The organism is Pseudomonas zhanjiangensis, from assembly GCF_041027545.1.
Taxonomy (GTDB): Bacteria; Pseudomonadota; Gammaproteobacteria; order Pseudomonadales; family Pseudomonadaceae; genus Aquipseudomonas; species Aquipseudomonas zhanjiangensis.
On the sequence record NZ_JBFTEG010000014.1, the window covers coordinates 39,595 to 64,674 of the forward strand.

Sequence of the window (25,080 nt, forward strand, 5' to 3'; positions counted from 1 at the left end):
TGCGCTCGAGCCGCTGGGCCGCCGTGCGCTTCGATCGTCGCCAGGCTTTAGTTCCAGCCCCAGAACTGCAGCCACCAGCCATAGCCGATCAGGCCGCTGGCCAGCAGCAGGCAGGCGAAGGCGCTGAGGCGGCGCAGGCCGCTGGCGCCGTGCCGGCCAATCACTCGCCAACCCAGCCACAGGCTCCAGGCGATGGCCGCGCCGAGCAGCGCGCCGCGGGCCGGCTGCGCCCAGGCCAGGGCCAGGCCCTCGTAGCGCAGCAGCTTGACCGTGGTGGCGGACAGGCCGAGGAACAGCCCGGCCGCGCCCAGCGGGGTCAGGCTCAGGCACAGGTGTTCGAACACGCCGCCGGCACGGCCCATGGCGCGCACCGCGAGCTGTAGCAGCAGCCATAGGGCACCGCCGAGCAGCAGGCCGGTGCCCAGCAGGTAGGCGAGGATCAGCAGGCCGTCGAGCCAGCTGAAGCTGTCGTTGACCTGCGGGTAGTGGGTCAGCAGCCACCAGGGCGCCTCGGCCTGCAGCAGCCAGTAGCTGTCATGGTCCACCAGCCAGCCGGCGGTGGCCTGCTTGAGGGCGATGAACCAGGGGCTGACCGTCCACTGGAAGGCGCCCATGGCCAGGCCGATCACGCCGAACAGCAGCAGCCTGGCGTCCCATGGGTTGCCGGCCTGGCTGCCGACGATGAGGATCTCCGCGCTGGGCGAGCGGCTGCTCAGGCGCACCGCGCCGCGCTGGCCGCTGCAGCGACCGCAGGCATGGCAGTCGCGCGCGCCCTGCAGGCGGCGGATGTCCAGCAGCGGCGCGCAGTTCGGCGGCGGCAGGTGCGGCGGCGGGTTGGCCAGCCAGCGCTGCTCGTCGACCTTGAAGTGCAGCGGCGCCAGGCGCGCGAGCAGGCCGAACACGCCGCTGACCGGGCACAGGTAGCGGCACCAGACCCGCTTGCCGCGGCCATAGAGATAGCCCACCAGCAGCGCCGCCAGGGTCGAACCGCCGAGGATCAGCAGCGCCGCCTGGGCGTAGTCGTAGACGCTGATCAGCTGGCCGTAGACGGTGGTCAGGATGAACCCCAGGGTCGGCCAGCCGCCCCAGCGCAGCCACCTGGGCGTGCCGCGGCCGAGGCCGCGCCAGCTGATCCATTCGCTGAGCGAGCCCTCGGGGCAGAGCAGGCCGCACCAGAGCCGGCCGAACAGCACGATCGACAGCAGCACGAACGGCCACCACAGACCCCAGAAGATGAACTGCGCCAGCAGCGTCAGGTTGTCGAGGATGCGCGCCTGGCTGGGCGGCAAGGGCAGCAGGGCAGGCAGCACCAGCAGCAGCCCGTAGCCGGCCACCACCAGCCATTGCACGGCGCGGATCAGCCGGGCGTGACGGCGCAGGCCGTCGCCCAGCCCGGCCAGGCGCCGGTTCAGGCCGGACATGGCCGCACTCGCGCTGGCCGCCGGCGCAGCCACAGCAGGACCAGGCTCCAGTACCCGGCGAGGGCGGCGACCGTCGCCGCCGAGGGCATGGCCCGGTAGCCGGCGAAATCGGCCAGCACCGCGCCCGGGCCGCTGCCGTCGTCGAGCAGCGCGGCGGTGTCCCAGAGCGCGTCGCCGAACCAGGCGTAAAGCGGCGCGGGCAGCTCCATGGCCATCAGCTGGCCGCTGATGCGGTCAAGTCCGGCCACCAGCAGGGCGGCGCCGAGGAGCAGCAGCAGGGTTTCGCTGAAGACGAAGAAGTGCCGCCAGGAAAACAGCCGGCTGCCGGCCTGCAGGGCGAAGAAGGTCAGCACGGCCAGGCCCAGGCCGAGCGCGCCGCCGAGGGCGAACTGCCAGAGTTCGGCGCCGTGCTTGGCCAGGCCGAGGCCATAGAGGAAGACCACGGTCTCGCTGCCTTCGCGGCCGACCGCAAGCATGGCCAGCAGGAGCAGGCCGAGGCCGCCATTGCCATCGAGGTGGCTGTCGGCCGCCTGCAGCAGGTTCTGCCTGAGGCTGCGGCCGTGCCGGCGCATCCAGCCGACCATCTGCAGGATCAGGCCGCTGGCCAGCAGCACCAGGCCCGCCTGGAACCATTCGCCGGCGGCGCCCGCGAGCCAGTCGCCGGCGCCGAGGATGGCGACCGCCAGCGTGGCCGACAGCAGCAGGCCGAGGGCCACGCCGCCCCACAGGCAGGCCAGGGCCCGGCTGCGGCGGGGCTGCTGGCTGATCCAGGCGTGCAGGATGGCGATGATCAGCAGGGCCTCGATGCTTTCGCGCCAGACGATGAACAGCGACTGATTCATTCAGGACTCCCGCTGCGGTTTCATTGGGCGTGGATGGCGCCTTCGGCCAGTTCGCGGTGGAACTCGTCGAAGAACGGATAGCGCCCCGGCCGCAGCGGGTGGATCACCACGAACGAGCGCGCGCCGGGCGACAGCACCTTCTCCACCCGCAGCGGCGTGCTCTCGAACTCCGCCGGACCCTGGCCCTGGTTGTCCAGCACGATCTTGAAGCGCTGGCCGGCGGGCACCTCGAGGAGCGCCGGGATGAAGTGGCCGTCGCGCATCTGCAGGTGATAGGTCGGCAGGCTGGCGCCGACGGCGGCCAGGGACAGGCCGAGGGCTGCGGCCAGCAGGACGGACAGGAAACGGGGCATGGCGTTCTCCCTGGGCTCAGTAGCCGCCTTTCTTGCCGATGCCGGCGTAGGTGAACTGGTAGTGCAACTCGCAGCGCTCGAACCAGGGGGCGACGCCGGTTTCCTTGTCGGTATGGCGGCCGAACAGGGCGTGGTCGCCGGCTGGCGGCAGGATCCGGAAGGTCAGCTGGTACTTGCCCGGGCCGAACAGCTTGAGGTTGTCGCCATAGTGCGGGCCGTCGTTGGCGACCATGGCGTGCAAGCCGCCGCTGAGCTGCTGGTCGCTGCCCAGCTTGCGCACTTCGAAGGCGACATTGAGGTAGGGCACGAAGCTGCCTTCCTGGAAGCCGTTGCGGTTGTCCTGCAGGGCGCTGATGTCGGCCTCCAGGTGCACGTCCGAGTCGGCGGCCGGGCGCATCATGCCCGGCGGGTCCATCTCGATCGGCTGCAGGTACACCGCGCCGACCTCCAGGCCGGCGCAGTGCTGGGGTTCGCCGATGGGGTATTCCTTGGCCAGGGCCTGGCTGGCGAAGGCCAGTGCGGCCAGGGGCAGGACAAACTGTGTGCGCATCTGTGCAATCCTCTGAGCGTGTGGAGAGTGGGCGCAGCTTAGGCAGCATCGCTGCTAACAATAATGATTCGCGTCAAGTTTTGGCGGGAAGGGCTGCGGCGATACCGCGCGACCGAGGTCACCTGGTAGGCAGGTACTACCCATCAGGAGGTATGGCGAGTCAGGCCCGGCTGGGCGAGCCTATGGCGCCTGCGTACGGGTACCGTGCGCCACAGCCACCGGCGAGGGGAGAAGCACCATTGGACGAACAGCAACTGCAGGCCGCGACCCTGGCGCGCCTGCATCAGAACCAGGTCGCTCTGGCGGAGGCGGTATGGCTGCTGGCCCAGTGGATCGGCCAGCGCGGCTCGACCGATGTGGCCGATGGCGTGCGCCAGCAGCTGCAACTGCTGGCGAACAACTCGGCCTCGATCAACCAGGCGCTGAGCGAGCTTTGCGGCTAGGCCGGCAAAGCTGTCGAGCGTGCAATAGGGCAAATCGTTAATCGAGATCAAAGAAATTGCTGGCAGCCGGGTTCATCTTCAAGGCATCGCTCAGACGAGGGCACTGAGATGAACACAGACCCAACCATGCCCGTGCCCATCCCCGACCGGGTGACTGCCGGCCGGGCGCTGGCCGAGTCGCTGGGCCACTACCGCGCGCGCCCGCAGGCGATAGTGCTGGCCCTGCCCCGAGGCGGGGTGCCGGTGGCCTATGAGATCGCCAGCAGGCTGCAACTGCCGCTGGACCTGATGCTGGTGCGCAAGCTCGGGGTGCCCGGCCATGCGGAGCTGGCCATGGGCGCCATCGCCAGTGGCGGGATACGGGTGCTCAATCGCGGGGTGCTGGCCTCGTTGTTTATCGACCAGGCGGCCATCGAGGCGGTGGCCGAGCGCGAGGCCGAGGAGCTGCAGCGGCGCGACCGCGCCTACCGTGGCGAGCGCCCCTACCCGCAACTGCGCGATCGCGAGGTGATCCTGGTCGACGACGGCCTGGCCACCGGGGCGACCATGCAGGCGGCGGTCAAGGCGGTGCGCCAGCACGGCCCCGCGCGCATTGTGGTGGCGGTGCCGGTGGCGCCGCCGGAAACCGTCGCCGAGCTGCGTAGTCAGGTCGACGAGGTGGTCTGCCCGTGCATGCCCGACAGCTTCGTCGCCATCGGCCGCTGGTACCTGGATTTCTCCCAGACTTCCGACCGCGAGGTGCAGGAGTTGCTCCAGCGCGCCTGGCAGGAGCAGGGTGACAGCGATGCCTGAACCTCGCGCGCAGTCACTCACGCTGAACCTGTCCGATGCCCGGTTGGCCGCCGACCTGCGGCTGCCGAGCGCCGCCGAGGGACTGGTGGTGTTCGTCCATGGCAGCGGCAGCAGCCGCCTCAGCCCACGCAACCGCCAGGTTGCCGAGTACTTCAACGGCCGCGGCCTGGGCACCCTGTTGTTCGACCTGCTGACCATCGAGGAGCACGTTCAGGACCAGATCACCCGGGAATACCGCTTCGATATCGCCCGGCTCAGCCGGCGCCTGGTCGAGGTGATCGACTGGATCGGCACCGATGCCGAGCTGCAGCAGCTGGCGGTCGGCCTGTTTGGCGCCAGCACCGGCGCCGCCGCCGCCCTGATCGCGGCAGCGCAGCGACCGCAGGCGGTCCAGGCGGTGGTCTCCCGCGGCGGGCGTAGCGACCTGGCCGGACCGGCACTCGGCGCGGTCGAGGCGCCGACCCTGCAGATTGTCGGCGCCGCAGACGCCGTGGTGCTGGAGCTGAACCGCGACGCCAGTCGCCAGCTGCAGTGCCAGCAGCACCTGGAAGTCGTGGCCCATGCCACTCACCTGTTCGAGGAACCGGGGGCGCTGGAGGAGGTGGCGCGGCTGGCCGGCGACTGGTTCGAGCGCTACCTGGTCGCGCCCGCGGCATAGCCTGGCGGCGTCGCGCTCAGCGTACGCCCCCGTGGCGCAGCACATCGATACGGAACTGCTCTTCGTAGGGCGGCACGTTGCACTCGACGATGTCATCGGGGGCGACCTGCAGGCGCATCCCGACCACATCGGCATGCACCGGGCGGACGCAGACGCAGCGATCGACCAGCACCGCGCAGCGCAGCTCGCGGGCGCCCAGCTGGGCCAGGTAGGCGCAGGTGCGCAGCAGCGAGTGGCCCTGGTAGAGCACATCGTCGACCACCAGCAGGCGGGTGTCGGCCAGGTCCAGGCGGGCCAGCTCGGGGCTCTCGGTCAGTTGGGTCTGCGCATGCAGCAGGCTCAGGTCATCGCCGTAGCGCTTGACCTTGAGCGGGTAGAGCGGCAGTTCGCGGTAGCCGGGCAAGCGTCCCAGTCGCTGTTGCAGCATGCGCGCCAGGGGCAAGCCGCGGCGCAGGATGCCGACCAGGGCGGCGTTTTCGGCGGGCAGCAAGGCGGCCACCTGATGGGCCATGGCGTCGAGCACGGCGTCGAGCTCGGCCGTGTCGTACAGGCAGATACGCTGTCGCTTGCCGCTGTGTGGCATGGCCGCTGGCCCTGCTAGCCGGCCTGCAGCCCGCTTGGGGTCGTATCTGCCGGCGTCGCGCACAGCCCGCACAGGGCCTTGACGTCGAGCAGGTGCACCTCGCGGCCCTGGCTATCGATCAGGCCCTGTTGACGGTAGCGGGTGAACAGGCGGCTGATGGTCTCAGTGGTCAGGCCCAGGTAGTTGCCGATTTCGCCGCGGCTCATCGGCAGGATGAAGTTGAGGGCCGACAGCCCGCGCTTGCTGAAACGACTCGACAGGTTGAGGAGGAACAGCGCCAGGCGCTGCTCGGCGCTTTCGTGGGTGTGGCTCAAGTGTTCGTGCTCTTCATGCAGTTCCCGGCCGAGGATATTGAGCAGCTGCTTGCGCAGGTTGGGGATGGCGCCGGCCAGTTCTTCCAGCTCGGCCAGCGGAATGGTGCAGGCCATCGAGGTTTCCAGGGCCATGGCATAACCCGGGAAGGTGCTGCGGCCAAAGCCATCGATGCCGACCAGCTCGCCCGGCAGGACGAAGCCGGTGATCTGCTCGGTGCCGTCCTGATCCAGCAGGTAGTTCTTCAGCGAACCGCTGCGCAAGGCATAGATCTGCTGCACGGGCTCGCCGGCGCGAAACAGGTGTTCACCCTTCTGCAGCGGCCGGTTGCGCCTGATGATGCGCTCCAGCCGAGCGACTTCCTCCTCGCCCAGGCGGGCCGGCAGGCAGAAATGTCTGAGCGGGCAGTCATGGCAGGTCATCTGGGCCTTGTGCGCCATGCCGGATAGCGGCAGGTCACCGGCAGAGGACATGATGTGCCTCCTTGATGCGAGAAATTGCAATGAAAGCTGAGCTACATCAATAACATTAGACGCCTGGCGTGGATGGCCTGGATTAATGCCGGTATTTTGACTGCAGTTGGTCGGAAAGATGCACCGCCGCAGACCCGGGGGCTGGCGTTTGCAGCATCCCCCTGGGCCGCGGGCATCGTGATGGAGCGAACTGGCAGGGACGCTCGCGGATGAGCGCAGAGCTGGCCGGGCCTGGGTTTCCGGTCATGCCGCCCTGCAGGCAGGCCCGCCATTCTCGCCCGGTCCTGCCTGATCCCGACTGGCAGGCGAGAGCGGGAACGACCATGGCCCCGAGCAAGCTTCGCCTGCGGCAGAGTGAACACCCGGCGTCGTCGGACGCTCATCACCTGGCCCGGGACAAGATCCAGAGCCTGTTGCAACTGGCCGGTATCAGCCTGGATGGCCAGCAACCCTGGGACCTGCAGGTGCACGATGCGCGGCTCTACGAGCGCGTCTTGTCCCAGGGCACGCTGGGCCTGGGCGAGGCCTATATGGACGGCTGGTGGGATTGCCAGTGCCTCGACCAGTTCGTCTTCCGCGCCCTGCGCGCCGGCTTGCGTGAGCGCGTCGGGGTCAGCGCCTACGAGGCCTGGCTGGCCCTGCGCGGGGTGGTCGCCAACCTGCAGTCGAAGGCGCGGGCCAGCATCGTCGGCGAGCACCACTACGACCTCGGCAACCAGCTCTACCGCTGCATGCTCGACTCGCACATGACCTACACCTGCGGCTACTGGCGCACCGCCGAGGATCTCGAGCATGCCCAGCAGGACAAGCTCGACCTGGTGTGCCGCAAGCTCGACCTGCAGGCCGGCCAGCGGGTGCTGGACATCGGCTGCGGCTGGGGCAGCTTCGCCGAGTTCGCCGCGCGCCGCTATGGCGCCGAGGTGGTCGGCATCACCATTTCCCAGGAGCAGGCCGAACTGGCGCAACGGCGCTGCGCCGACCTGCCGGTGGAGATTCGCCTGGCGGACTATCGCACCCTCGACGAGAGCTTCGACCATGTGGTGTCGCTGGGCATGTTCGAGCATGTCGGCTGGAAGAACTACCGCACCTACATGCAGGTGGTGCGGCGTTGCCTGAGCGACCATGGCCTGTTCCTGCTGCACACCATCGGCAGCAACCAGAGCGGGGTGCACGGCGATCCCTGGATGGACAAGTACATCTTCCCCAATGGCGACCTGCCCTCGATCGCGCAGATCGGCAAGGCCATCGAGCCGGATTGGGTGATGGAGGACTGGCATAATTTTGGCGCCGACTACGACCGCACCCTGATGGCCTGGCACGCCAACTTCGAGCAGCATTGGGAGCAGCTGGCGGTCGACTACGACCTGCGCTTCCAGCGTATGTGGCGCTACTACCTGTTGAGCTGCGCCGGTGCCTTCCGCGCGCGCAAGAACCAGCTCTGGCAGATCGTCCTGTCCAAGCACGGGGTGCACGGCGGCTACCGCTCGCTACGCTGAGCCCGCACGGGGCGGCTGCCAGGACAGGGACGACAGGCAGGGCGGCGGCGATCAGCCGTCTTGCCCAAGCGTGCCAGCTGTTTCGGCCCAAGCGCGCTCGCTATGGCTCAGGTGGCCGGCGGCCAGACCAGGGCGAAGCTGTTCTCGCTGGTGGGCCTCAGCGAGCAGCCGAAGGGCGCGCATTCGCGGCGCAGGCAGTCTTCCAGCCAGCGCCGGTCGGCGCCGGTGGCCCGCTGGATGCTCATCTGCCGCTGGCGCGTGGGCACCAGCTCCAGTCCCTGCAGACGACCGTCGTGGGCCAGGTCGGCGAAGTACAGCAGACCCAGGTCGGCGCGATAGTCGGCGTGTCCCTCGATGCCTTCATAGTCATCGAGCAGGTCGCCGCAGCCATAGATGATCAGACGCTCGCGGTAGACCTCCAGGCCCTTGATGTGGTGCGAGGAATGGCCATGCAGCAGGTCCACCCCGGCCACGTCGATCAACGCATGGGCGAAGTCCTGCTGCTGCGCGGAGACGGCGAAGCCCCAGTTGCCGCCCCAGTGCAATGACACCAGCACGCGGTCGCCGGCCTGCCGGGCCGCCTCGATACAGCGGGCCACACGCTCGACGCTCCGGGCCGAGAGGTCATCCAGCCGGGCGACCCCCGGCTGCTGTTCGCCAGCGGCCCAGCCCGGCGGTACGCCGCAGTCGCCGGTGGCGAAGGCGAACACCAGCAGGCGCCGGCCGCGGTCCAGTGTCAGGATCGCCGGGGCTTCGGCCTCGGCGCGCGCCAGGCCGGCGCCGGCGTGGGCGATGGCATGGCTGTCGAGGTGGGCGAGGGTATCGGCCAGGCCGGCCTCGCCCCAGTCCAGCAGATGGTTGTTGGCCAGCACGCAGCAGTCGATGCCGGCGACATCCAGTACCGGCAGGTTGGCCGGGTTCATCCGGTAGTTGATGCCCTTGGGCTGCGGCCAGCCCTGGTGGGTCACCGCGCACTCCAGGTTGACCAGGCGCACGTTCGGCCGGCGCTGGCGCAGCAGCTCCAGCGCCGCGCCCCAGACGTAGGCGAAGTCGACCGGTTGGGCGAAGGCGCCATTGCGCCGCTCGGCCAGCTGCACATAGTCGCGGGCATCCTTGACATAGGCTTCATACAGGCGCGGATCGCCCGGGTGGGGCAGGATCTGGTCGATGCCACGCGCGCACATCAGGTCGCCGGCGAGAAACAGGCGCAGGTCGGGTGCGTGGTTGGGCATGCTCAGCTCCCTCGGGCATGGTGTTCTGCCAGCATGCGCGTACCGAGCGGGAGGTTTTTGATCTGCATCAGTCGCAGGCCATGCGGCATGGCGTTAGCCTGCAATTAGCCCAGGCTGGCGCAGCGCCCTGCGCCAGGAGGAGGTTCCATGCCGTTCGCCCAGCCCCACCTCGCCGCTCCCAGTGCTCTGCTCACCGATCTCTACCAGCTGACCATGCTGCAGGGCTACTTCGACCACGACCTGCAGGACACCGCGGTATTCGAGTTCTTCGCCCGCAAGTTGCCGGGCTGCCGCCACTTCTACCTGGCGGCCGGCCTGGAGCAGGTGCTCGATTATCTGGAACAGTTGCGCTTCACCCCGGCCGAGCTGGACTGGCTGAGCCGCCAGGGCCTGTTCAAGCCGGCCTTTCTCGATTACCTGGGCCGGCTGCGCTTCGACGGCGAGGTGCATGCGATGGCCGAGGGCACGCCGTTCTTCGCCGACGAGCCGATCCTGCGCATCACCGCGCCACTGCCGCAGGCGCAGCTGATCGAGTCGCGGCTGATCAATCTGCTGCATTTGCAGACCCTGATCGCCAGCAAGGCCGCGCGCATCGTCCAGGTCGCAGCGGGCAAGCGCCTGGTGGACTTCGGCCTGCGTCGCGCGCATGGCGCGGAGGCCGGGCTGCTGGCGGCCAGGGCCAGCTACCTGGCCGGCTTCGACGCCACCGCCACGGTGCTCGCCGGCGCCCAGTTCGGGGTTCCGCTGGCCGGCACCATGGCCCATTCGTTCGTCCAGGCCCACCTCGACGAAGCCCAGGCCTTCGCCCATTTCGCCCATAGCCTGCCGGCCGCGGTGGTGCTGTTGATCGACACCTACGACACCGAGGCGGCGGCGCAGAAGGTGGTGGAGCTGGCACCGCAGCTGGCCCAGGCCGGCATCGACATCCAGGGGGTGCGCATCGACAGCGGTGATCTCGGCGTGCATGCCCGTCTGGTGCGGGCGATTCTCGACCGCGGCGGCCTGAGCCAGGTCAGCCTGTTCGCCAGTGGCAACGTCGACGAATACCTGATCCAGCGCCTGGTCGAGGAGGGCGCGCCTATCGACGGCTACGGCGTCGGCACCCACCTGGCCACCTCCAGCGATGCGCCGGCCCTGGATTGTGCCTACAAGCTGCAGGAGTACGCCGGTACGCCGCGGCGCAAGCGCTCGGAAGGCAAGGCCACCTGGCCCGGGCGCAAGCAGGTCTACCGGCGCTACGACGCCGACGGGCTGTGCCTGGGCGATACCCTCACCAGCGTCGACGACAGTGCCGAGGGGCAGGCGCTGATCCAGCCGGTGATGCGCCAGGGCCGGCGCCTGCAGCCCTCGCCGACGCTGCCGCAGGTGCGTGAGCATACCCGCCAGCAGCTGGCCAGCTTGCCGCCGGCGCTGCGTGCGCTGCAGCCGGCTGACGCTTACCCGGTGTGCATCGCCCCGGCCCTGCATACCCTGGCGGCGGCGGCCGATGGCTTGAGCGGGCTGGGCTGAAGCGCTCAGGGCGTGCTGCCTTCGCGGATCTGTACCCCGGCCTTGTGCATCGCCGTCAGCGCCGCGGCCAGCGAGCCGTCCAGGTTCAGGCCGCGGCAGGCGTCCAGCAGCACCACCACCTCGAAGCCTGCGCGGCGCGCGTCGAGCGCGGAATACTGCACGCAGTAGTCGGTGGCCAGGCCGACCAGAAACAGTCGCTGCAGGCGGCGCTCGCGCAGGTAGCCGGCGAGGCCGGTGGGGGTGCTGCGGTCGTTCTCGTAGAACGCCGAGTAGGAGTCGATCTCGCTGCGGTAGCCCTTGCGCAGGATCAACTCGGCATGGGGGATATGCAGCTGGCCGTGCAAGGCCGCACCGGGGCTGTCCTGCACGCAGTGGTCGGGCCACAGGGTCTGGGCGCCGTAGGCCAGCTGAATGGTGTCGTAGGGCTGGCGGCCCGGATGGCTGCTGGCGAAGCTCTGGTGATGCGGCGGATGCCAGTCCTGGGTCAGTACCACGTGGGCGAAGCGCGGTGCCAGGCGGTTGATCGGCGCCACCACCTGCTCGCCATCGGGCAGCGCCAGGGCGCCGCCGGCGCAGAAGTCGTTCTGCACGTCGATCACCAGCAGCAGGTCGTGCTCGCCGGGTTGCAATTGGGCGTTCATGGGCGCTCCTCCTCCAGGCTCAGGCCATACTCCTCGGCCAGCAGCGCCGCCACCGCCAGGCTGGTATCGAGGATGTCGATGCGCCGGGCCACCAGTGCCGGCGGCAGGCGAAACGGCGGCACGCTGTCGCCGATCACCAGACGCTCGAGCAGCGGGCTGTCGAGCAGCGCGCTGCCACCGGTGAACAGGCCATGCACGGCGGCGGCGAAGATCCGCGTGGCGCCGGCGGCGTGGCAGGCCTGGGCGGCGCGCAGCAGGGTACCGCCGGTGCTGATCAGGTCATCGACGATGATCGCGGTCCTGCCCTGGACCTGGCCGACCAGCAGGGTGCCGCTGACGACATCGTTGCTGCGGTATTTCTCCATGAAGGCGCTGGTCACCGGCCGTTCGATGCGCCGTTCCAGGGCCAGGCGAAATTGCTCGGCACGCTTGGCCCCGCCGGCGTCCGGGGACACCGCGACCAGCTCGCGGCCATCGTCCAGCCCGGCGAAATGCGCGGCGAACAGCTCGGCGCTGGCCAGGTGCTGGGTGGGGATGCGGAAGGCGTTGTCGAAGGCGGCCAGGTTGTGCACTTCCAGGGCCAGCACGCGGTCGACGCCACTGGCCTCGATCAGGGCGGCGACGTAACGGCTGATGATCGGGTCCTGGTACTGGGTGCGTCGCTCCTTGCGCGCATAGCACAGGTAGGGCGCTACCAGGTGCACGCGGCGGGCGCCGGCGTCCTTGAGCGCGGCACAGAAGAACAGCAGGCGGCAGAGCTTGTCGTTGACGCTGTGCGTGGCGTCGCCGTAGAGCGAGTGAATGACCACCACCTGGCGACCATTGACCGCCTGCAACGGCCGGCTCTTGTGTTCGCCGTCCTCGAACTCGCGCTCCTCGTGGCGGGCCAGTGGGCAACCGAGACGCCCGGCGACCCGGGTGGCATAGTCCTGGCTGCCTTCCAGGGCGAACAGCAGCGGGGCATCGGTTGGCATGGTCGCTCTCCTTTTCAGGGGCTATGGATTCAGCATCGTCCTTGGCGGACGGAGGTCAAGAGTGGGCTGTCGCCGTACAGGTCGGCCTTGGCCTGCTGCAGCAGCGCGCGCGCCTGGCGCGCCTTGCGCTGGGCATCCAGGGGCGTGCGCTGACGCATGGCACTACAGGCCAGGGTGTAGCAACGGGTGGCTGCGCGCAGCGAGAGGAACAGCGGCAACGGCCGGCAGTCCTCGGGCGCGCCGCTGTGCCTGAGGTAGCTGTCGAGCAGCCGCGCACCCAGCTCCACCTGCTCGTGGTGTTGCAGGTCCATGAGCAGGAAGGCCAGGTCATAGAGCGTGTCGATGCAGGCAATGCGCTCACAGAACTCGACGCCGTCGAACAGGGTCGGCTGCCCCTCGAACAGGCAGATATTGGCCAGGCGCAGGTCGCCGTGGCAGCGCCGCACCCGCCCTTGGTCACGGCGCTGATCGAGCAGCCTGGCTTGGCCTTCGAGTGCGCTGTGGCTGGTGTGGTAGAGCGCCCGCACCGCCGCAGGCGGGAGCAGGCGAGGGTAGCGGCAGAGTTCCTGGTGATTGTCTTCGATGGCCTGGCGGATACCGGCTGCGCCACCGAAGTTCGGCGTGACCTCGGCCTCGGCATGGAAGCGGGCAATCCGCGCACCGAGGTCCTCCATCAGGGCCGTGCTCAGGCGTCCGCTGGCGGCCATGCGTTCGAGCAGCGCCTGCTGGGGAAAGCGGCGCATCACCACCACCCAGTCGATCACCTCGCCGGCGCCGTCGAAACGCAGCTGGCCATCGGCGCCACGGGTGATCGAGCGCACCCCCAGGTAGAGGTTCGGGGCGGTGCGCCGGTTCAGGTGCAACTCGGCGAAGCAGGCCCGCTCGCGGCTCGCCAGCGAGAGGTAGTCGAGGGCGGCGTAGGCGATCGCGCGCTTGAGCTTGTAGGCGCATTGGCCATGCAGGAAGATCAGCGAGCCGTGGGTCTCGATGCACTCGACCTGGCCCAGCGGATCGCCATAGCTTGCCGCGCGAGAAAGAAAGTCGATGACCGGCTGCTGCTCGCTCATGCGCGCCTCGCTGTCGCCTCGCGGCGCCGCGGGCCCTGGCAGCAGGGCATTGTGGCGAGTGGCATCGGCCTTGTCCTCCGATTCCGGTTGGCATGCCCATCACCCGTGCATCGCGGTATCGGGCGACGGCCATGTATGCAGGATGAACCGCCGGCAGGCGATTGCGATTGATGTCGATCAAGCCGGGTGTCCTCCGGGCTTGATGCACGTCAATACGCTGGCCGCTGGGCGGGCGCAGCCTGTTCACTGTGCTGCGCTGGCCGCGCACAGGTGCCAGGACCCGGTACTGGCAAGACCCACTGCGGAGGTGCCCCATGAGCCAGTACCAACGTGTGTTGCTCATCGCCGATCCAGCCATGCGCCATTCGCCAGCCCTGCAGCGGGCCGCCGCGCTGGCCGAGGCCACGGGGGCGTCGCTGCACCTGAGCGCCTTCGTCGAACCCTTGGCGACCCTGCCGCTGCTGGACAAGGGCATTCAGGAGGAAACCCGCGAGCGTTGCTTGCAGGAGCGCCGCGAATGGCTGGCCGACGAGGCCGCGCTGATGGCTTCCAAGGGCGTGCATGTGACCCGCGAGGTGGTCTGGACCCAGCAGGTGCGCGAGGAAATTCTCTCCCACGTCAGGGAAATGCAGCCGGACCTGCTGGTCAAGGACCTGCAGCACGAGCCGCTGCTCAAGCGCGCCTTTATCACCCCGCTGGACTGGCACTTGCTGCGCGATTGCCCGGTGCCGGTCCATCTGGTCAGCCAGGCCGCCAATCCACTGCCCAAGCGGGTGCTGGCGGCGGTCGACCCGTCGCAGCCGCAGACCCAGATCAGCGGCCTCAACCAGCGCATCCTGGCGGCCGCCAATGGCCTGGCCCTGCAATGCAACGCCGAGCTGCACCTGGTGCACACCTACGACCTGATGCCAGCCTACCTGGGCAGTGTCGGCGCCGGTGCGGCAGGCTGGAGTGGCGATCTGGTCGAAGAACTGCGCCAGTCCCAGCACTGGGCCTTCACCGCTCTGGCCGACGATTTCGGCGTGCCGGCCGAGCGTCGCCATTTCATCCCGGGCTCGCCGATCGGCGCCATCGCCGACTTCGCCGCCCAACAGCAGATGGATGTGATCGTGATGGGTCGGGTCCACCGCCAGGGCCTGAGCAAGCTGATCGGCAGTACCACCGAACACATTCTCAACCATGGGCCGAGCAGCATCCTGGCGATCAGCTAGCGGTGATCTCCCGGCCTGCGCCTCCTGTGCGCAGCGCTGCCCTGGGGCATCGTCATATAGAAAAGGCCCCTGCCATAGGGTCAGGGGCCCTGTCGAAGTCGGGGTCAGCCGTTTTTCACCGGGATGCGTTTTTCCGGTTTGATGGCCTCGGGCTTCTTCGGCATGCTGATGGTCAACACGCCCTTGCTGAAGCGCGCCTCGATGTTGTCTGGGTCTACTCCCTGGGGCAGGTTGAACATACGTTCGAACGAACCGTAGTGGCGTTCGCTCAGGTAGTAGTCTTTCTTCTTCTCCTCTTTCTCTTCCTTCTTTTCGCCCCTGATCACCAGGTTGCCGTTGCTCAGGTTGATCTCGATATCCTTCTCATCCATGCCCGGCAGTTCTGCTGTGATCTCGAAGCTGCGTTCCTTCTCGGCGATATCCACGGCCGGAACGGCCTTGCCCAGCAGTTCGCGGCGCAGGAACGGCTCCACATCCAGCCGGCGACGACCGAACGGCAGGCGTAGCGAGCCGTGAGAGAAGTCCTCGAACAGGCTGTCGACCTGCTGGCGCAGGGTTTCGAACGGATGCCAGGGCTCCGTCAGCTCGGTGCGTTCTTGGCTCTCTTGCTCGGTCTTCTTGATCGGCATTTTCTTCGCGCTACCAACCATTTTTTGTCCCTCCATTCAGGGCGTCCAGAAATGGACAAATAGATTGTGCGCCCCGCTCGGGCCCCAACTTTGATCAAGATCAAAGCGCCTGTATGGCTTGCGGACTGCGCTTCCCGAAACATTGATCAAGATCAACCCCGGCGCATGGGCCGCGCTCTAGCCTGAAGCTCAGAGGATGGTGCGGGGATCTCCTGATGCGCGTGACACCGAGCATTTGCACCTTTTGTGGAGTCGGCTGCGGCATCGGCCTGCGGGTCGAGGAAGGTTGGGTGATCGGCGTCGAGCCACAGCCCGGGCATCCGGTCAGCCAGGGCCAGTTGTGCGCCAAGGGCTGGTCGAGCAGCTTCGCGGTCGATCCTGGCAACCGCCTGACCACGCCCTTGATCAAGGAGCATGGCCGCTTTCGCCCCGCCAGTTGGGACGAGGCGTTGCAGCGGGTCGCCGATGAGTTCGGCGCGGCACTGCAGGCCTTGGGGCCGCAAGGGGTCGGGGTGATCAGCTGTGCCCGCGCCACCAACGAGGACAACTACGCCGCGCAGAAATTCGCCCGCGCGGTGCTCGGCACCCACAACGTCGACCACTGCGCGCGGATCTGCCACAGCCCGTCGGTGGCCGGCCTGGCGCGCACCCTCGGCTCCGGGGCAATGAGCAACAGCATCGCCGACATCGACCTGGCCGAGGTGATCCTGGTGATCGGCGCCGACGTCACCGAAAACCACGCCATGATCGGCGCGCGCATGCTGCGCGCCCAGGCCCGCGGCGCCAAGCTGATCGTCGTCGATCCGCGCAAGACGCGCCTGGCCCGCCTGGCCGATCTGCACCTGCAGCTGCGCCTGGGCAGCAACATCGCCCTGCTCAACGGCCTGTTGCAGATCATCCTGGCCAATGGTTGGGAAAACAGGGCCTTTCTCGCCGCGCGCTGCGAGGACATCGAGCCGCTGCGCCGCCACCTGGCCGGGGTCACGGTCGAGCAGACCAGTGCCCAGACCGGCATCGCCGCCGCCGACCTGGAACGGGTCGCCTACCTGTTCAGCCACGCGAAGACCGCCTTCACCGCCTACGGCATGGGCATCACCCAGTTCCAGAGCGGCACCAACAACGTCATCGCGGTTTCCAACCTGGTCCTAGCCTGTGGTCAGATCGGCCGCCCCGGCACCGGCATCAACCCGTTGCGCGGCCAAAACAACGTGCAGGGCGCCTGCGACATGGGCTGCCTGCCCAACGTCTACCCCGGCTACCAGGCGGTCAGCGACCCGGCGGTACGGGCCAAGTTCGCCGCCGCCTGGGGACGCCCCCAAAGCGACCAGTCGGGCCTGACCTCGCTGGGCATGACCAAGGCCGCGCTGGCCGGTGAGCTGCGCGCGCTGATGATCATGGGCGAGGAGCCGGTACTCACCGACCCGGATCAGAACCATGTGGCCAGCGCCCTGGCGGCCCTGGACTTTCTGGTGGTGGTGGAGCTGACCCTGACCGAGACCGCCAGGATGGCCGACGTGGTCCTACCGGCGGTGGCCTTCAGCGAGAAGCATGGCACCTTCACCAACTGCGAACGCCGGGTGCAGCGCATCCGTCCGGCCATCGCGCCACCCGGCACGGCGCGCGGCGACTGGCAGATCCTCGCCGAACTGGCCACGCGCCTGGGCTGCCGTGGGCTGGACTGGGCGGATGCCGAGGCGGTGTTCGATGAAATGGCGCAGCTGACCCCGAGTTTCTCCGCCATGACCTATGCCGGCCTGGACCTGCACCAGGGCCTGCAGTGGCCGTGCAATGCCGCCAATCCGCAGGGCTCGCCGGTGCTGCATGTCGAGGCCTTTCCGATCGGCCGGGCGCGGCTGCTGCCGGTCAGCCAGGTCGAGCCGGACGAGCTGCCGGACGCCGAGTACCCCTTCGCCTTCACCACCCATCGCCTGCACTTTCACTACGGCGGCGGCTCGATGACCCGCAAGTCGCCGCTGCTCGAACGGGAAACCCCGGCGGCGCTGCTGTTCATGCACCCCGAGGACGGCATCGCCCTGGGCCTGCGTGACCAGCAGGCGGTGGGCGTGCGCTCGCGCCGGGGCTATCTGGAGACCCGCGTGCACCTGACCGACGATGTGCCGCGCGGCACCCTGGCGATGCCCTATCACTTCCGCGAGGCGCCCTGCAATCGCCTGACCAACGGCGCCCAGGACCCGGTCAGCAAGATGCCGGAACTCAAGGCCTGCGCGGTGGCGGTGGTGCCGCTTGCCGTCGGCGTGGCCCCGCGGGCACAGGCCGGGGCCTGGCAGGAGAGCGCGCATGCAAGCCTATAGCCTGGATCGCCCGGAACGCCTGCGCGCCCACCTGGCCCGCGAGCGCCAACTGTATCAGGTGCAGCCGGACGGCCAGGGCGGGAGGCACTGGCAGCTGACCAGCGCCGGCAGCCTCTGTGACTTTCAGGCCGACGCCGAACCGCCGCCATTTTCCGCCAAGAGCTTCTTCTTCGCCGAGCGCGAACTGCTGTTTCGCTTCGACGGTGGCCACTTCTATTCGGCCCTGCCGGACGTCGCCGCGCAGGTGTTGTTCGGCCTGCATGCCTGCGACCTGGTGGCGGTGGCCTACCAGGACCAGTTCTTCGCCGGCGACCCGCATTACCAGGCGCGCCGCCAGGCAACCCTGCTGGTCGGCCTCGACTGCCTGCACAGCTGCGCCGGCGGCTTCTGCAGCACCCTGGACAGTGGCCCGGCGGTTCGGCCCGGGAGCGCCGACCTGATCCTGCTGCCGCGCGAGGCCGAGGAGGCCGACTGGCTGCTGCTGGTCGCGTCCGAGGCCGGCCGCGACGCCTTGGTCGGGCTCAGCCTGGACCCGGCCAGCGCGGACTGGCAGGCCGAGCGCGAGGCCAACAGCGCCCGGGTGGCGCGCGAACAGGGCGAGCAGCGCGACGTCGTCGAGGGCATCGCGGCGCTGAACGCCGGGCGGATCGACGCGGCCACCTGGGAGGAACTGGGCTTGCGCTGCCTGGCCTGTTCCGGCTGTACCTCGGTGTGCCCGACCTGCTCCTGTTTCGCCCCGCGGGAGCAGGCCGACGAGCACGGCGGCGTGCAGCGCGAGCGGGTCTGGGACAGTTGCCTGTACGAGAGCTTTCAGCGCGAGGCCAGCGGCCACAACCCCAGCGCCACTGCCGGGCTGCGGGTCCAGCGCTTCTGGGCGCACAAATTCGGCGACGATTTCAAGGCCAGTTTCAATCGCTATGGCTGCGTCGGTTGCGGCCGCTGCGATCGCGTCTGTCCCGGCGGCATAGGCGTGCATGGGGTCATGCACAGGGTGGTGCAGCGATGATCGAGGCGACGCCACGCAGGTTGCACCTGCTCGAGCACTATGCCGACGGTGAGGACGCTCGCCACTTCAGTTTTCGCATCGAGGCGCCGGCGGCGGCCGACCTGACGGTGATTCCCGGGCAGTTCTTCATGCTCGCGCTGCCGGGCCATGGTGAGGCGCCGTTCACCTATGTCAGCCGGCCCGACCGCACAGGCCTGTTCAGTGCCCTGATCCGGCGCATGGGCCGCCTTACCGACGCCTTGTTCGAGCTGAACAATGGCGCCGTGCTGGGCTATCGCGGGCCCTTCGGCAGGGGCTGGCCGTTGTTCTTCAGCGCCCAGCGGGTCATCGCCGTGGCCGGCGGCTGTGGCCTGGCACCCCTGGCCGGGGTGATCCAGGAGGCCACCAGCAATCGCCTGCCCGTACAGTTGAGCGTGCTCTACGGTGCGCTCCACAGCGCCGCCCAGGTGCTCAGCCGCGAACGCGAGCAGTGGCGCCAGGCGCTGCCGCTGATCGAGACCTTCGACCGAGCGACGGTGGGGCAGCGCCAGGGCACACCGCTCGAGCACCTCGACGAAGTCTTTGCCGCGCACTCACCCGAGGCGCTGCTGTGCTGTGGGCCTGAGCCGCTGATGCTGGCCACGGCCGAGCAGTGCCTGCGCCGGGGCATGGCCGCCGACAAGATCTGGCTGTCGCTGGAGCGGCGCATGCACTGCGCCGATGGCCTGTGCGGCCATTGCTATGTCGGCGCCAGCTACGCCTGCCAGGACGGCCCGACCTACCGCTACGACCGCTATCTGCACCTGCTGGCGAATACCCGGCAGCCAGCGGTCGGCCAGGATCTACGTTTCTGTTGATGGATTGAGCAAGGGGTACGCCATGCGTGGGCCGATCATCGAGAAATACCCCAGGGACCTGCGCGTCGCGCCCAACTGGCTGGATACCGAGCAGGCGCGCGAGGCGTTCTCCTGGGAGGCCGAGGCCAAGGCGCTAAGCGGTCTGCCCGATGGCGGCCTGAACCTGGCCTACGAGGCGGTCGATCGGCATGCCCAGGGCCGCCGCCGGCGGCATGTGGCGCTGCGTATCCTCGATCGCAACGGCGGCCGCTGCGACCTCAGCTATGCGCAACTGAGCAGCCTGAGCAACCGCTTCGCCAACGTGCTCAAGCGCCTCGGCGTCGCGCCCGGCGAGCGTCTGTTCGTCCTCTGCAACCGCGGGCTGGAGCTGTACCTCGGGGTGCTCGGCGGCCTGAAGAACGGCTGCGTGGTCTGCCCGCTGTTCTCCGCGTTCGGCCCGGAGCCGATCGAGACCCGCCTGCGCCTCGGCGAGGGCAGCGTGCTGCTGACCAGCGAAAGCCTGTACCGGCGCAAGGTGGCCGGCATCCGCGAGCGCTTGCCGGCGCTGCGCCATGTGCTGCTGTACGAGGAAAATGGTGGTGCGCTCGAGTGCCCGGCGGGCACCGAGAGTCTGCCGCGCCTGCTGGCCGAGGCCGACGAGGACTTCGCCATCGCCGCGACCACGGCCGAGACGCCCTCGCTGCTGCACTTCACCAGCGGCACCACCGGCACCCCCAAGGGCGCCCTGCATGTGCACGGCGCCGCGCTGACTCACCTGGTCACCGGCAAGTACGCCCTGGACCTGCACGACGACGACCTCTACTGGTGCAGCGCCGATCCCGGCTGGGTCACCGGCACCTCCTACGGCATCCTCGCGCCGCTGCTGCTAGGCGTCACCAGCGTGGTCGACAGCGGCGAGTTCGACGCCGAGCGCTGGTACGGGATTCTCGAGAAGCAGCGGGTCAGCGTCTGGTACACCGCGCCGACGGCCATCCGCCTGCTGATGAAGGCCGGCGCCGAACTGGCCAGCCGGCACAATTTTTCCCAGCTGCGCTTCGTCGCCAGCGTCGGCGAGCCGCTCAATCCCGAGGCGGTGTGGTGGGGCAAGGAGGTGCTCGGCCTGCCGATCCACGACAACTGGTGGCAGACCGAGACCGGCGGCATCATGATCGCCAACACCCCGGCGATGCTGATCAAGCCCGGCTCCATGGGCAAGCCGCTGCCGGGCGTCGAGGCAGCGATCGTTGCCCGGCGCGACGACGGCGGCCTGCAGTTGCTGGAGGACGAGGTGGTCGGCGAGCTGGCCCTCAGGCGCCCCTGGCCGGCGATGTTCCGCACCTACCTGGGCCAGGAGGAGCGCTACCAGCGCTGCTTCGTCGGCGACTGGTACCTCAGCGGCGACCTGGCCCGGCGCGATGCCGACGGCTACTACTGGTTCGTCGGCCGCAGCGACGACGTGATCAAGTCGGCCGGCCACCTGATCGGCCCGTTCGAGGTGGAAAGCGCCCTGCTGGAGCATCCGGCGGTGGTCGAGGCGGCGGTGATCGGCATGCCCGACGAACTGCTCGGCGAGACGGTCAAGGCGTTCGTCGCGCTGAACAGCGGCTTCGAGGCGAGCGAGGCGCTGCACGACGAATTGCTCGGTCACGCGCGCAAGCGCCTGGGCGCCGCGGTGGCGCCCAAGGCCCTGGCGTTTCTGCCGAGCCTGCCGCATACCCGCAGCGGCAAGCTCATGCGCCGGCTGCTCAAGGCCCGCGAGCTGGGCCTGCCCGAAGGCGACACCTCGACCCTGGAGAATCCGACATGAGCGCGCAGCCAGTGCCTTATGAATCGCCGTTCGCGCTGCGCCTGCTGCATGACATGCTGCGCATCCGCCGCCTGGAGGAGCGCGCCGCCGAGTTGTACGGCGAGGGCAAGATCCGCGGCTTCCTGCACCTGTATATCGGCGAGGAGGCGGTGGCGGTCGGCGCCCTGCACGCCCTGGCGCCGGACGATGCGGTGGTCGCCACCTACCGCGAGCATGGCCATGCGCTGATCCAGGGCGTGCCGATGCAGGCGATCATGGCCGAGATGTTCGGCTTGCAGCAGGGCTGCTCGCGCGGACGCGGTGGCTCGATGCACCTGTTCGATGCCAACACCCGATTCTTCGGCGGCAACGCCATCGTCGCCGGCGGCCTGCCGCTGACCGTGGGCCTGGCCCTGGCCGAGCGCCTGCAGGGCGGCACGCGCATCGCGGTGTGTTTCTTCGGCGAGGGGGCGATGGCCGAGGGCGCCTTTCACGAGGCGCTCAACCTGGCGGTGTTCTGGCAGTTGCCGGTGCTGTTCTGCTGCGAGAACAACCTCTACGCCATGGGCACTGCACTAGCCCGCTCGCAATCGCAGACCGACCTCTGCGCCAAGGCCGCGGCCTACAAGGTGGCAACCCAGGCGGTGGACGGCATGGACGTGGTCGCGGTGCACGAAGCCAGCCGCGCCGCGGTCGAGCAGGTGCGGGCGGGGCAGGGGCCGTATTTCCTCGAGATGCAGACCTACCGCTTCCGCGCCCACTCGATGTTCGACCCCGAGCTGTACCGCGACAAGGCCGAGGTCGAGCAGTGGAAGGCCCGCGGACCGATCCTCAGCTATACCGCGCGGCTCAGGGCCCAGGGCCTGCTCGACGACGCCGGGCTGGTGGCCCTCGAGGCCGAGGTCGAGGCCGAGGTGGAGGCGGCGGTGACCTACGCCCAGGCCGGCAGCCTGGAGCCGGTGGCCGACCTCTGCCGCGACGTCTATACACCGCAGGTGAGCCCATGAGCACGCCTACCACCTACCGCGAGGCGGTGCGCGAAGCCCTGCGCGAAGCCCTGCAGCGCGACCCGCGGGTGTTCCTGATGGGCGAGGACGTCGGCCGCTACGGCGGCACCTATGCGGTGTCCAAGGGCCTGCTGGAGGAGTTCGGCGAGCAGCGCGTGCGCGACACGCCCTTGTCCGAGCTGGGCTTCGTTGGCGCCGGCATTGGCGCGGCCCTGGGCGGCATGCGGCCGATCGTCGAGGTGATGACGGTGAACTTCAGCTTGCTCGCCCTCGACCCGCTGATCAACACCGCGGCGACCCTGCGGCACATGTCCGGCGGGCAGTTCTCGGTGCCGCTGGTGGTGCGCATGGCCACCGGCGCCGGGCGTCAGCTCGCGGCCCAGCACTCGCACAGCCTGGAGGGCTGGTACACGCATATCCCGGGGCTGAAGGTCCTCGCCCCGGCGACGCTGGAGGACGCCCGCGGCATGCTCTGGCCGGCGCTGCAGGACCCCGACCCGGTGCTGATCTTCGAGCATGCCCAGCTGTACAACCTGGAAGGCGAGCTGGAGCCGGGCCAGGTGGTCGACATCCACTCGGCGCGGGTGCGCCGCGCGGGTAGCGACCTGAGCCTGATCACCTACGGCGGCACCCTCGGCAAGGCCCTGGCGGCGGCCGAGCAACTGGATGCCGAGGGCATCAGCGCCGAGGTCATCGACCTGCGCGTGCTGCGTCCGCTGGACGACGCGACCCTGCTGGCCTCGGTGCGCAAGACCCGCCGCGTGCTGGTGGTCGACGAAGGCTGGCGCAGCGGCAGCCTGGCCGCGGAAATCATCACCCGGATCATCGAGCAGGGCTTCTTCGAGCTGGACGCGCCGCCGATGCGTCTGTGCAGCGCCGAGGTGCCGATCCCCTACGCCAAGCACCTGGAGGACGCCGCCTTGCCGCAGCTGGCGTCGATAGTGGCGGCGGCCCACCAGGTCTGCGGTTGATCCGGGAGTGCCGGCATGATCGAATTCAAGCTGCCCTCGCTGGGCGCCGATATGGACGAGGGCACCCTGCTGGAGTGGCGGGTGCAGCCCGGCGATACGGTCAGGCGTGGCCAGGTGGTCGCCGTGGTCGATACCGCCAAGGCTGCGGTGGATGTCGAATGCTGGCACGACGGCGAGGTCTTCGAGCTGCTGGTCGAACCCGGCCGCAAGCTGCCGGTCGGAACCCCGATCGCCACCCTGCTGGAACCCGGTGAGAGTGCCGCGAGCGCCAGGCGCATGGCCCCCTCGGCCGCGCCCACGGCGCCCACAGCCGCAGCGGCCGCCAGCCTGGTCCCTGTGGAAATGCCGGCCAGCCGCGCCAAGGTCTCCCCGGCGGCGCGCAAACGTGCCGCCGAACTGGGCCTGGACCCGACGGTGCTGCACGGCAGCGGGCCCCATGGCGTGATCACCCTGGACGATGTCGAAGCCGCCGGCCGCGTCGCCGCGCCGACCGAGCGGGAAGCGCCAGTCAGCGGCCCGACCGATCGCGGCCCGACCGAACGCGGCCCTACCGATAAGCAGGCGGCCATGCGCCAGGCCATCGGCGCCGCCATGAGTCGCTCCAAGCGCGAGATTCCCCACTATTACCTGAGCGAGAGCATTGCCCTGGGCAACGCCATGGCCTGGCTGCGGGCGCACAACGCCTCGCTCGATCCGGAGCAGCGCCTGCTGCCGGCGGTGCTGCTGCTCAAGGCGGTGGCCCTGGCGCTGCGCGATTACCCGCAGCTCAATGGCTACTGGCTCGATGGCGCCTTTAAGCCGGCCGGGGGCAGCCACCTGGGCGTAGCCATCGCCCTGCGCCAGGGCGGACTGATCGCCCCGGCGCTGCACGACGTCGCCGACAAGCCGCTGGGCCAGCTGATGAGCGAATTCGCCGACCTGGTGCAACGCGCACGTAGCGGCTCACTGCGCAGCAGCGAACTGAGCGACGCCGGCCTGACCGTCACTCAACTTGGCGATCAGGGCGTGGACAGCGTGTTGGGCGTGATCTATCCGCCGCAGGTGGCCCTGGTCGGCTTCGGCTGTATCCGCGAGCGGGCCTGGGTCGAGGACGGCAAACTCGGCGTGATGCCGAGCGTGGTGGCCAGCCTGGCGGCCGACCATCGCGCCAGCGATGGCCATTACGGCGCGCGCTTTCTCGGCGTCCTCGACCACCTGCTGCAAAGCCCCGACAACCTCTGAGGAACACAGCCATGGATCAGCAGCAAATGCGCCGCGAGGTACTCGAGGCGCTCAAGGGCATCGCCCCGGAGGTCGACCCGGACAACCTGCGCGGCGATCGACCGCTGCGCGACGAGGTCGACCTCGACTCGATGGACTGGCTGCGCTTCATCAGCGCTCTGCATCGGCGCCTGGGGGTGAACATCCCCGAAGCCGACTACCAGCGCCTGCATAGCCTGGATGCGTTGCTGGCCTACTTGGCGCAGCGGCAACAACGCTGAAACGGCCGGGCGACGCGGCACCGCTCAGTCGCGGTGCCAGTGAATGCCGACGTGACGCTCGTCCTCGCTGTAGCTGTACTCGATGCGCCCCTTGTAGGCCGCGCTGAGGGCATGGCCGATGCGGTTGGCCAGGTGCACCCCGGTGGTGGTGACCTGCACCGAGCCTTGCTCTTCGCTGACCTTGAGCAGGCGCTCGAGGGCGTGCTGGGCTTTCTCCGCCGCTTCGGTGTTGTGGATCAGGTTGAGAATCTCGTCGCGGTGTTCGTCGAGAAAGTCGCCTGAGAGCTGCAGGGTACCGGCGGGCTCACCGTCGGCGATACGCTGGCAGGCCGGGCAGGCGAGGCTCTGCGCCTCGGCCGGCGGCGAGTCCTGCCAGGCCCAGCGGCCCTGCTGGTAGACGGCGCCACACTGCGGACAGAGTGCCGAGCCGCTGCTCGGCGGCTTGAGGTAGGGGTCGCCATGGTGAGTGGTGTAGAGCTGGTTCTTCTGACTCTGCTGTTGCTTGTCCATGTCCTT

General features: G+C 69.0%; 26 protein-coding genes. 14 read left to right on the top strand and 12 right to left on the bottom strand.

The window, feature by feature from the left end:
- Positions 1 to 47 precede the first annotated feature (47 nt).
- Genes AB5S05_RS16560 through AB5S05_RS16575 form a run of 4 tightly spaced genes read right to left on the bottom strand, consistent with a single transcriptional unit; the run spans position 48 to position 3,166 of the window.
- On the bottom strand, positions 48 to 1,421 hold the full coding sequence (locus tag AB5S05_RS16560; protein WP_369288622.1) for a 4Fe-4S binding protein: 1,374 nt from the start codon (positions 1,419 to 1,421) through the stop codon (positions 48 to 50).
- Positions 1,409 to 2,263 (bottom strand): FTR1 family iron permease, encoded by an 855-nt coding sequence (locus AB5S05_RS16565; protein ID WP_369288623.1) that lies wholly within the window; start codon positions 2,261 to 2,263, stop codon positions 1,409 to 1,411. Before AB5S05_RS16565 ends, AB5S05_RS16560 begins: the two co-directional genes overlap by 13 nt.
- 20 nt (positions 2,264 to 2,283) lie before the next feature.
- Positions 2,284 to 2,616, bottom strand: coding sequence for a cupredoxin domain-containing protein (locus AB5S05_RS16570; protein ID WP_369288624.1), 333 nt, complete (start codon positions 2,614 to 2,616; stop codon positions 2,284 to 2,286).
- A 16-nt stretch (positions 2,617 to 2,632) separates the two neighbouring features.
- Positions 2,633 to 3,166 (bottom strand): iron transporter, encoded by a 534-nt coding sequence (locus tag AB5S05_RS16575; protein ID WP_369288625.1) that lies wholly within the window; start codon positions 3,164 to 3,166, stop codon positions 2,633 to 2,635.
- A 239-nt stretch (positions 3,167 to 3,405) separates the two neighbouring features.
- Between AB5S05_RS16575 and AB5S05_RS16580 the strand changes: the two genes are divergently transcribed.
- The 3 genes from AB5S05_RS16580 to AB5S05_RS16590 all read left to right on the top strand — a co-directional run bounded on the left by AB5S05_RS16580 (position 3,406) and on the right by AB5S05_RS16590 (position 5,059).
- Positions 3,406 to 3,609 (top strand): hypothetical protein, encoded by a 204-nt coding sequence (locus AB5S05_RS16580; RefSeq protein ID WP_369288626.1) that lies wholly within the window; start codon positions 3,406 to 3,408, stop codon positions 3,607 to 3,609.
- 108 nt (positions 3,610 to 3,717) lie between these two features.
- The gene (locus tag AB5S05_RS16585) at positions 3,718 to 4,401 is read left to right on the top strand and encodes a phosphoribosyltransferase (protein WP_369288627.1); all 684 of its coding nucleotides are present in this window, start codon (positions 3,718 to 3,720) and stop codon (positions 4,399 to 4,401) included.
- Positions 4,394 to 5,059, top strand: a complete 666-nt coding sequence (locus tag AB5S05_RS16590) for a dienelactone hydrolase family protein (RefSeq protein WP_369288628.1) — start codon at positions 4,394 to 4,396, stop codon at positions 5,057 to 5,059. Before AB5S05_RS16585 ends, AB5S05_RS16590 begins: the two co-directional genes overlap by 8 nt.
- Positions 5,060 to 5,075: 16 nt before the next feature.
- Here AB5S05_RS16590 and AB5S05_RS16595 read toward each other — a convergent pair whose 3' ends face one another.
- Both AB5S05_RS16595 and fnr read right to left on the bottom strand, forming a co-directional pair.
- Positions 5,076 to 5,642, bottom strand: a complete 567-nt coding sequence (locus tag AB5S05_RS16595) for a phosphoribosyltransferase family protein (RefSeq protein ID WP_369288629.1) — start codon at positions 5,640 to 5,642, stop codon at positions 5,076 to 5,078.
- Positions 5,643 to 5,656: 14 nt separating this feature from the next.
- Positions 5,657 to 6,427 carry a fumarate/nitrate reduction transcriptional regulator Fnr gene (gene fnr / locus AB5S05_RS16600; RefSeq protein ID WP_369288630.1) on the bottom strand — a complete coding sequence of 257 codons (771 nt, stop codon included), beginning with the start codon at positions 6,425 to 6,427 and terminating at the stop codon, positions 5,657 to 5,659.
- Positions 6,428 to 6,750: 323 nt separating this feature from the next.
- On the opposite strand from fnr, the gene cfa reads away from it, so the two are divergent.
- Positions 6,751 to 7,923 (top strand): cyclopropane fatty acyl phospholipid synthase, encoded by a 1,173-nt coding sequence (gene cfa / locus AB5S05_RS16605; protein WP_369288631.1) that lies wholly within the window; start codon positions 6,751 to 6,753, stop codon positions 7,921 to 7,923.
- A 107-nt stretch (positions 7,924 to 8,030) separates the two neighbouring features.
- Here cfa and AB5S05_RS16610 read toward each other — a convergent pair whose 3' ends face one another.
- The gene (locus AB5S05_RS16610) at positions 8,031 to 9,155 is read right to left on the bottom strand and encodes a CapA family protein (protein ID WP_369288632.1); all 1,125 of its coding nucleotides are present in this window, start codon (positions 9,153 to 9,155) and stop codon (positions 8,031 to 8,033) included.
- A 147-nt stretch (positions 9,156 to 9,302) separates the two neighbouring features.
- Between AB5S05_RS16610 and AB5S05_RS16615 the strand changes: the two genes are divergently transcribed.
- A complete protein-coding gene (locus AB5S05_RS16615; RefSeq protein WP_369288633.1) occupies positions 9,303 to 10,664 on the top strand; it encodes a nicotinate phosphoribosyltransferase in 1,362 nt (453 codons plus the stop codon).
- A gap of 5 nt (positions 10,665 to 10,669) precedes the next feature.
- On the opposite strand, the gene pncA is transcribed toward AB5S05_RS16615, so the two are convergent.
- Genes pncA through AB5S05_RS16630 form a run of 3 tightly spaced genes read right to left on the bottom strand, consistent with a single transcriptional unit; the run spans position 10,670 to position 13,346 of the window.
- Positions 10,670 to 11,305: a bifunctional nicotinamidase/pyrazinamidase gene (gene pncA, locus AB5S05_RS16620; protein ID WP_369288634.1), complete on the bottom strand. Its 636-nt coding sequence runs from the start codon at positions 11,303 to 11,305 to the stop codon at positions 10,670 to 10,672.
- On the bottom strand, positions 11,302 to 12,279 hold the full coding sequence (locus AB5S05_RS16625; protein ID WP_369288635.1) for a ribose-phosphate diphosphokinase: 978 nt from the start codon (positions 12,277 to 12,279) through the stop codon (positions 11,302 to 11,304). The genes pncA and AB5S05_RS16625 overlap by 4 nt, the downstream gene beginning before the upstream one ends.
- A 29-nt stretch (positions 12,280 to 12,308) precedes the next feature.
- Positions 12,309 to 13,346: a phosphotransferase gene (locus tag AB5S05_RS16630; RefSeq protein WP_369288636.1), complete on the bottom strand. Its 1,038-nt coding sequence runs from the start codon at positions 13,344 to 13,346 to the stop codon at positions 12,309 to 12,311.
- Between the two features lie 314 nt (positions 13,347 to 13,660).
- On the opposite strand from AB5S05_RS16630, the gene AB5S05_RS16635 reads away from it, so the two are divergent.
- Positions 13,661 to 14,557: a universal stress protein gene (locus AB5S05_RS16635; RefSeq protein ID WP_369288637.1), complete on the top strand. Its 897-nt coding sequence runs from the start codon at positions 13,661 to 13,663 to the stop codon at positions 14,555 to 14,557.
- A 104-nt stretch (positions 14,558 to 14,661) separates the two neighbouring features.
- Here the strand turns inward: AB5S05_RS16635 and AB5S05_RS16640 are convergent, their stop codons facing one another.
- Positions 14,662 to 15,207 carry an Hsp20/alpha crystallin family protein gene (locus tag AB5S05_RS16640; protein ID WP_369288638.1) on the bottom strand — a complete coding sequence of 182 codons (546 nt, stop codon included), beginning with the start codon at positions 15,205 to 15,207 and terminating at the stop codon, positions 14,662 to 14,664.
- 194 nt (positions 15,208 to 15,401) lie between these two features.
- On the opposite strand from AB5S05_RS16640, the gene fdhF reads away from it, so the two are divergent.
- Genes fdhF through AB5S05_RS16680 form a run of 8 tightly spaced genes read left to right on the top strand, consistent with a single transcriptional unit; the run spans position 15,402 to position 24,564 of the window.
- Positions 15,402 to 17,498: a formate dehydrogenase subunit alpha gene (fdhF, locus tag AB5S05_RS16645; protein ID WP_369288639.1), complete on the top strand. Its 2,097-nt coding sequence runs from the start codon at positions 15,402 to 15,404 to the stop codon at positions 17,496 to 17,498.
- Positions 17,485 to 18,504, top strand: a complete 1,020-nt coding sequence (locus AB5S05_RS16650; RefSeq protein WP_369288640.1) for a 4Fe-4S dicluster domain-containing protein — start codon at positions 17,485 to 17,487, stop codon at positions 18,502 to 18,504. The genes fdhF and AB5S05_RS16650 overlap by 14 nt, the downstream gene beginning before the upstream one ends.
- On the top strand, positions 18,501 to 19,340 hold the full coding sequence (locus tag AB5S05_RS16655) for an FAD/NAD(P)-binding protein (protein WP_369288641.1): 840 nt from the start codon (positions 18,501 to 18,503) through the stop codon (positions 19,338 to 19,340). The genes AB5S05_RS16650 and AB5S05_RS16655 overlap by 4 nt, the downstream gene beginning before the upstream one ends.
- A gap of 22 nt (positions 19,341 to 19,362) precedes the next feature.
- Positions 19,363 to 21,126: an acetate--CoA ligase gene (gene acsA, locus AB5S05_RS16660; protein WP_369288642.1), complete on the top strand. Its 1,764-nt coding sequence runs from the start codon at positions 19,363 to 19,365 to the stop codon at positions 21,124 to 21,126.
- Positions 21,123 to 22,112, top strand: a complete 990-nt coding sequence (pdhA, locus tag AB5S05_RS16665; protein WP_369288643.1) for a pyruvate dehydrogenase (acetyl-transferring) E1 component subunit alpha — start codon at positions 21,123 to 21,125, stop codon at positions 22,110 to 22,112. The genes acsA and pdhA overlap by 4 nt, the downstream gene beginning before the upstream one ends.
- Positions 22,109 to 23,083, top strand: a complete 975-nt coding sequence (locus tag AB5S05_RS16670) for an alpha-ketoacid dehydrogenase subunit beta (RefSeq protein WP_369288644.1) — start codon at positions 22,109 to 22,111, stop codon at positions 23,081 to 23,083. The genes pdhA and AB5S05_RS16670 overlap by 4 nt, the downstream gene beginning before the upstream one ends.
- 15 nt (positions 23,084 to 23,098) lie before the next feature.
- Entirely contained in the window at positions 23,099 to 24,304 is a 1,206-nt protein-coding gene (locus AB5S05_RS16675; RefSeq protein ID WP_369288645.1) for a dihydrolipoamide acetyltransferase family protein, read from the top strand.
- Positions 24,305 to 24,315: 11 nt separating this feature from the next.
- Complete coding sequence (locus AB5S05_RS16680) at positions 24,316 to 24,564, top strand: acyl carrier protein (protein WP_369288646.1); 249 nt, start codon at positions 24,316 to 24,318, stop codon at positions 24,562 to 24,564.
- A gap of 24 nt (positions 24,565 to 24,588) precedes the next feature.
- Here AB5S05_RS16680 and AB5S05_RS16685 read toward each other — a convergent pair whose 3' ends face one another.
- Complete coding sequence (locus AB5S05_RS16685; RefSeq protein WP_369288647.1) at positions 24,589 to 25,074, bottom strand: BCAM0308 family protein; 486 nt, start codon at positions 25,072 to 25,074, stop codon at positions 24,589 to 24,591.
- Positions 25,075 to 25,080 lie beyond the last annotated feature (6 nt).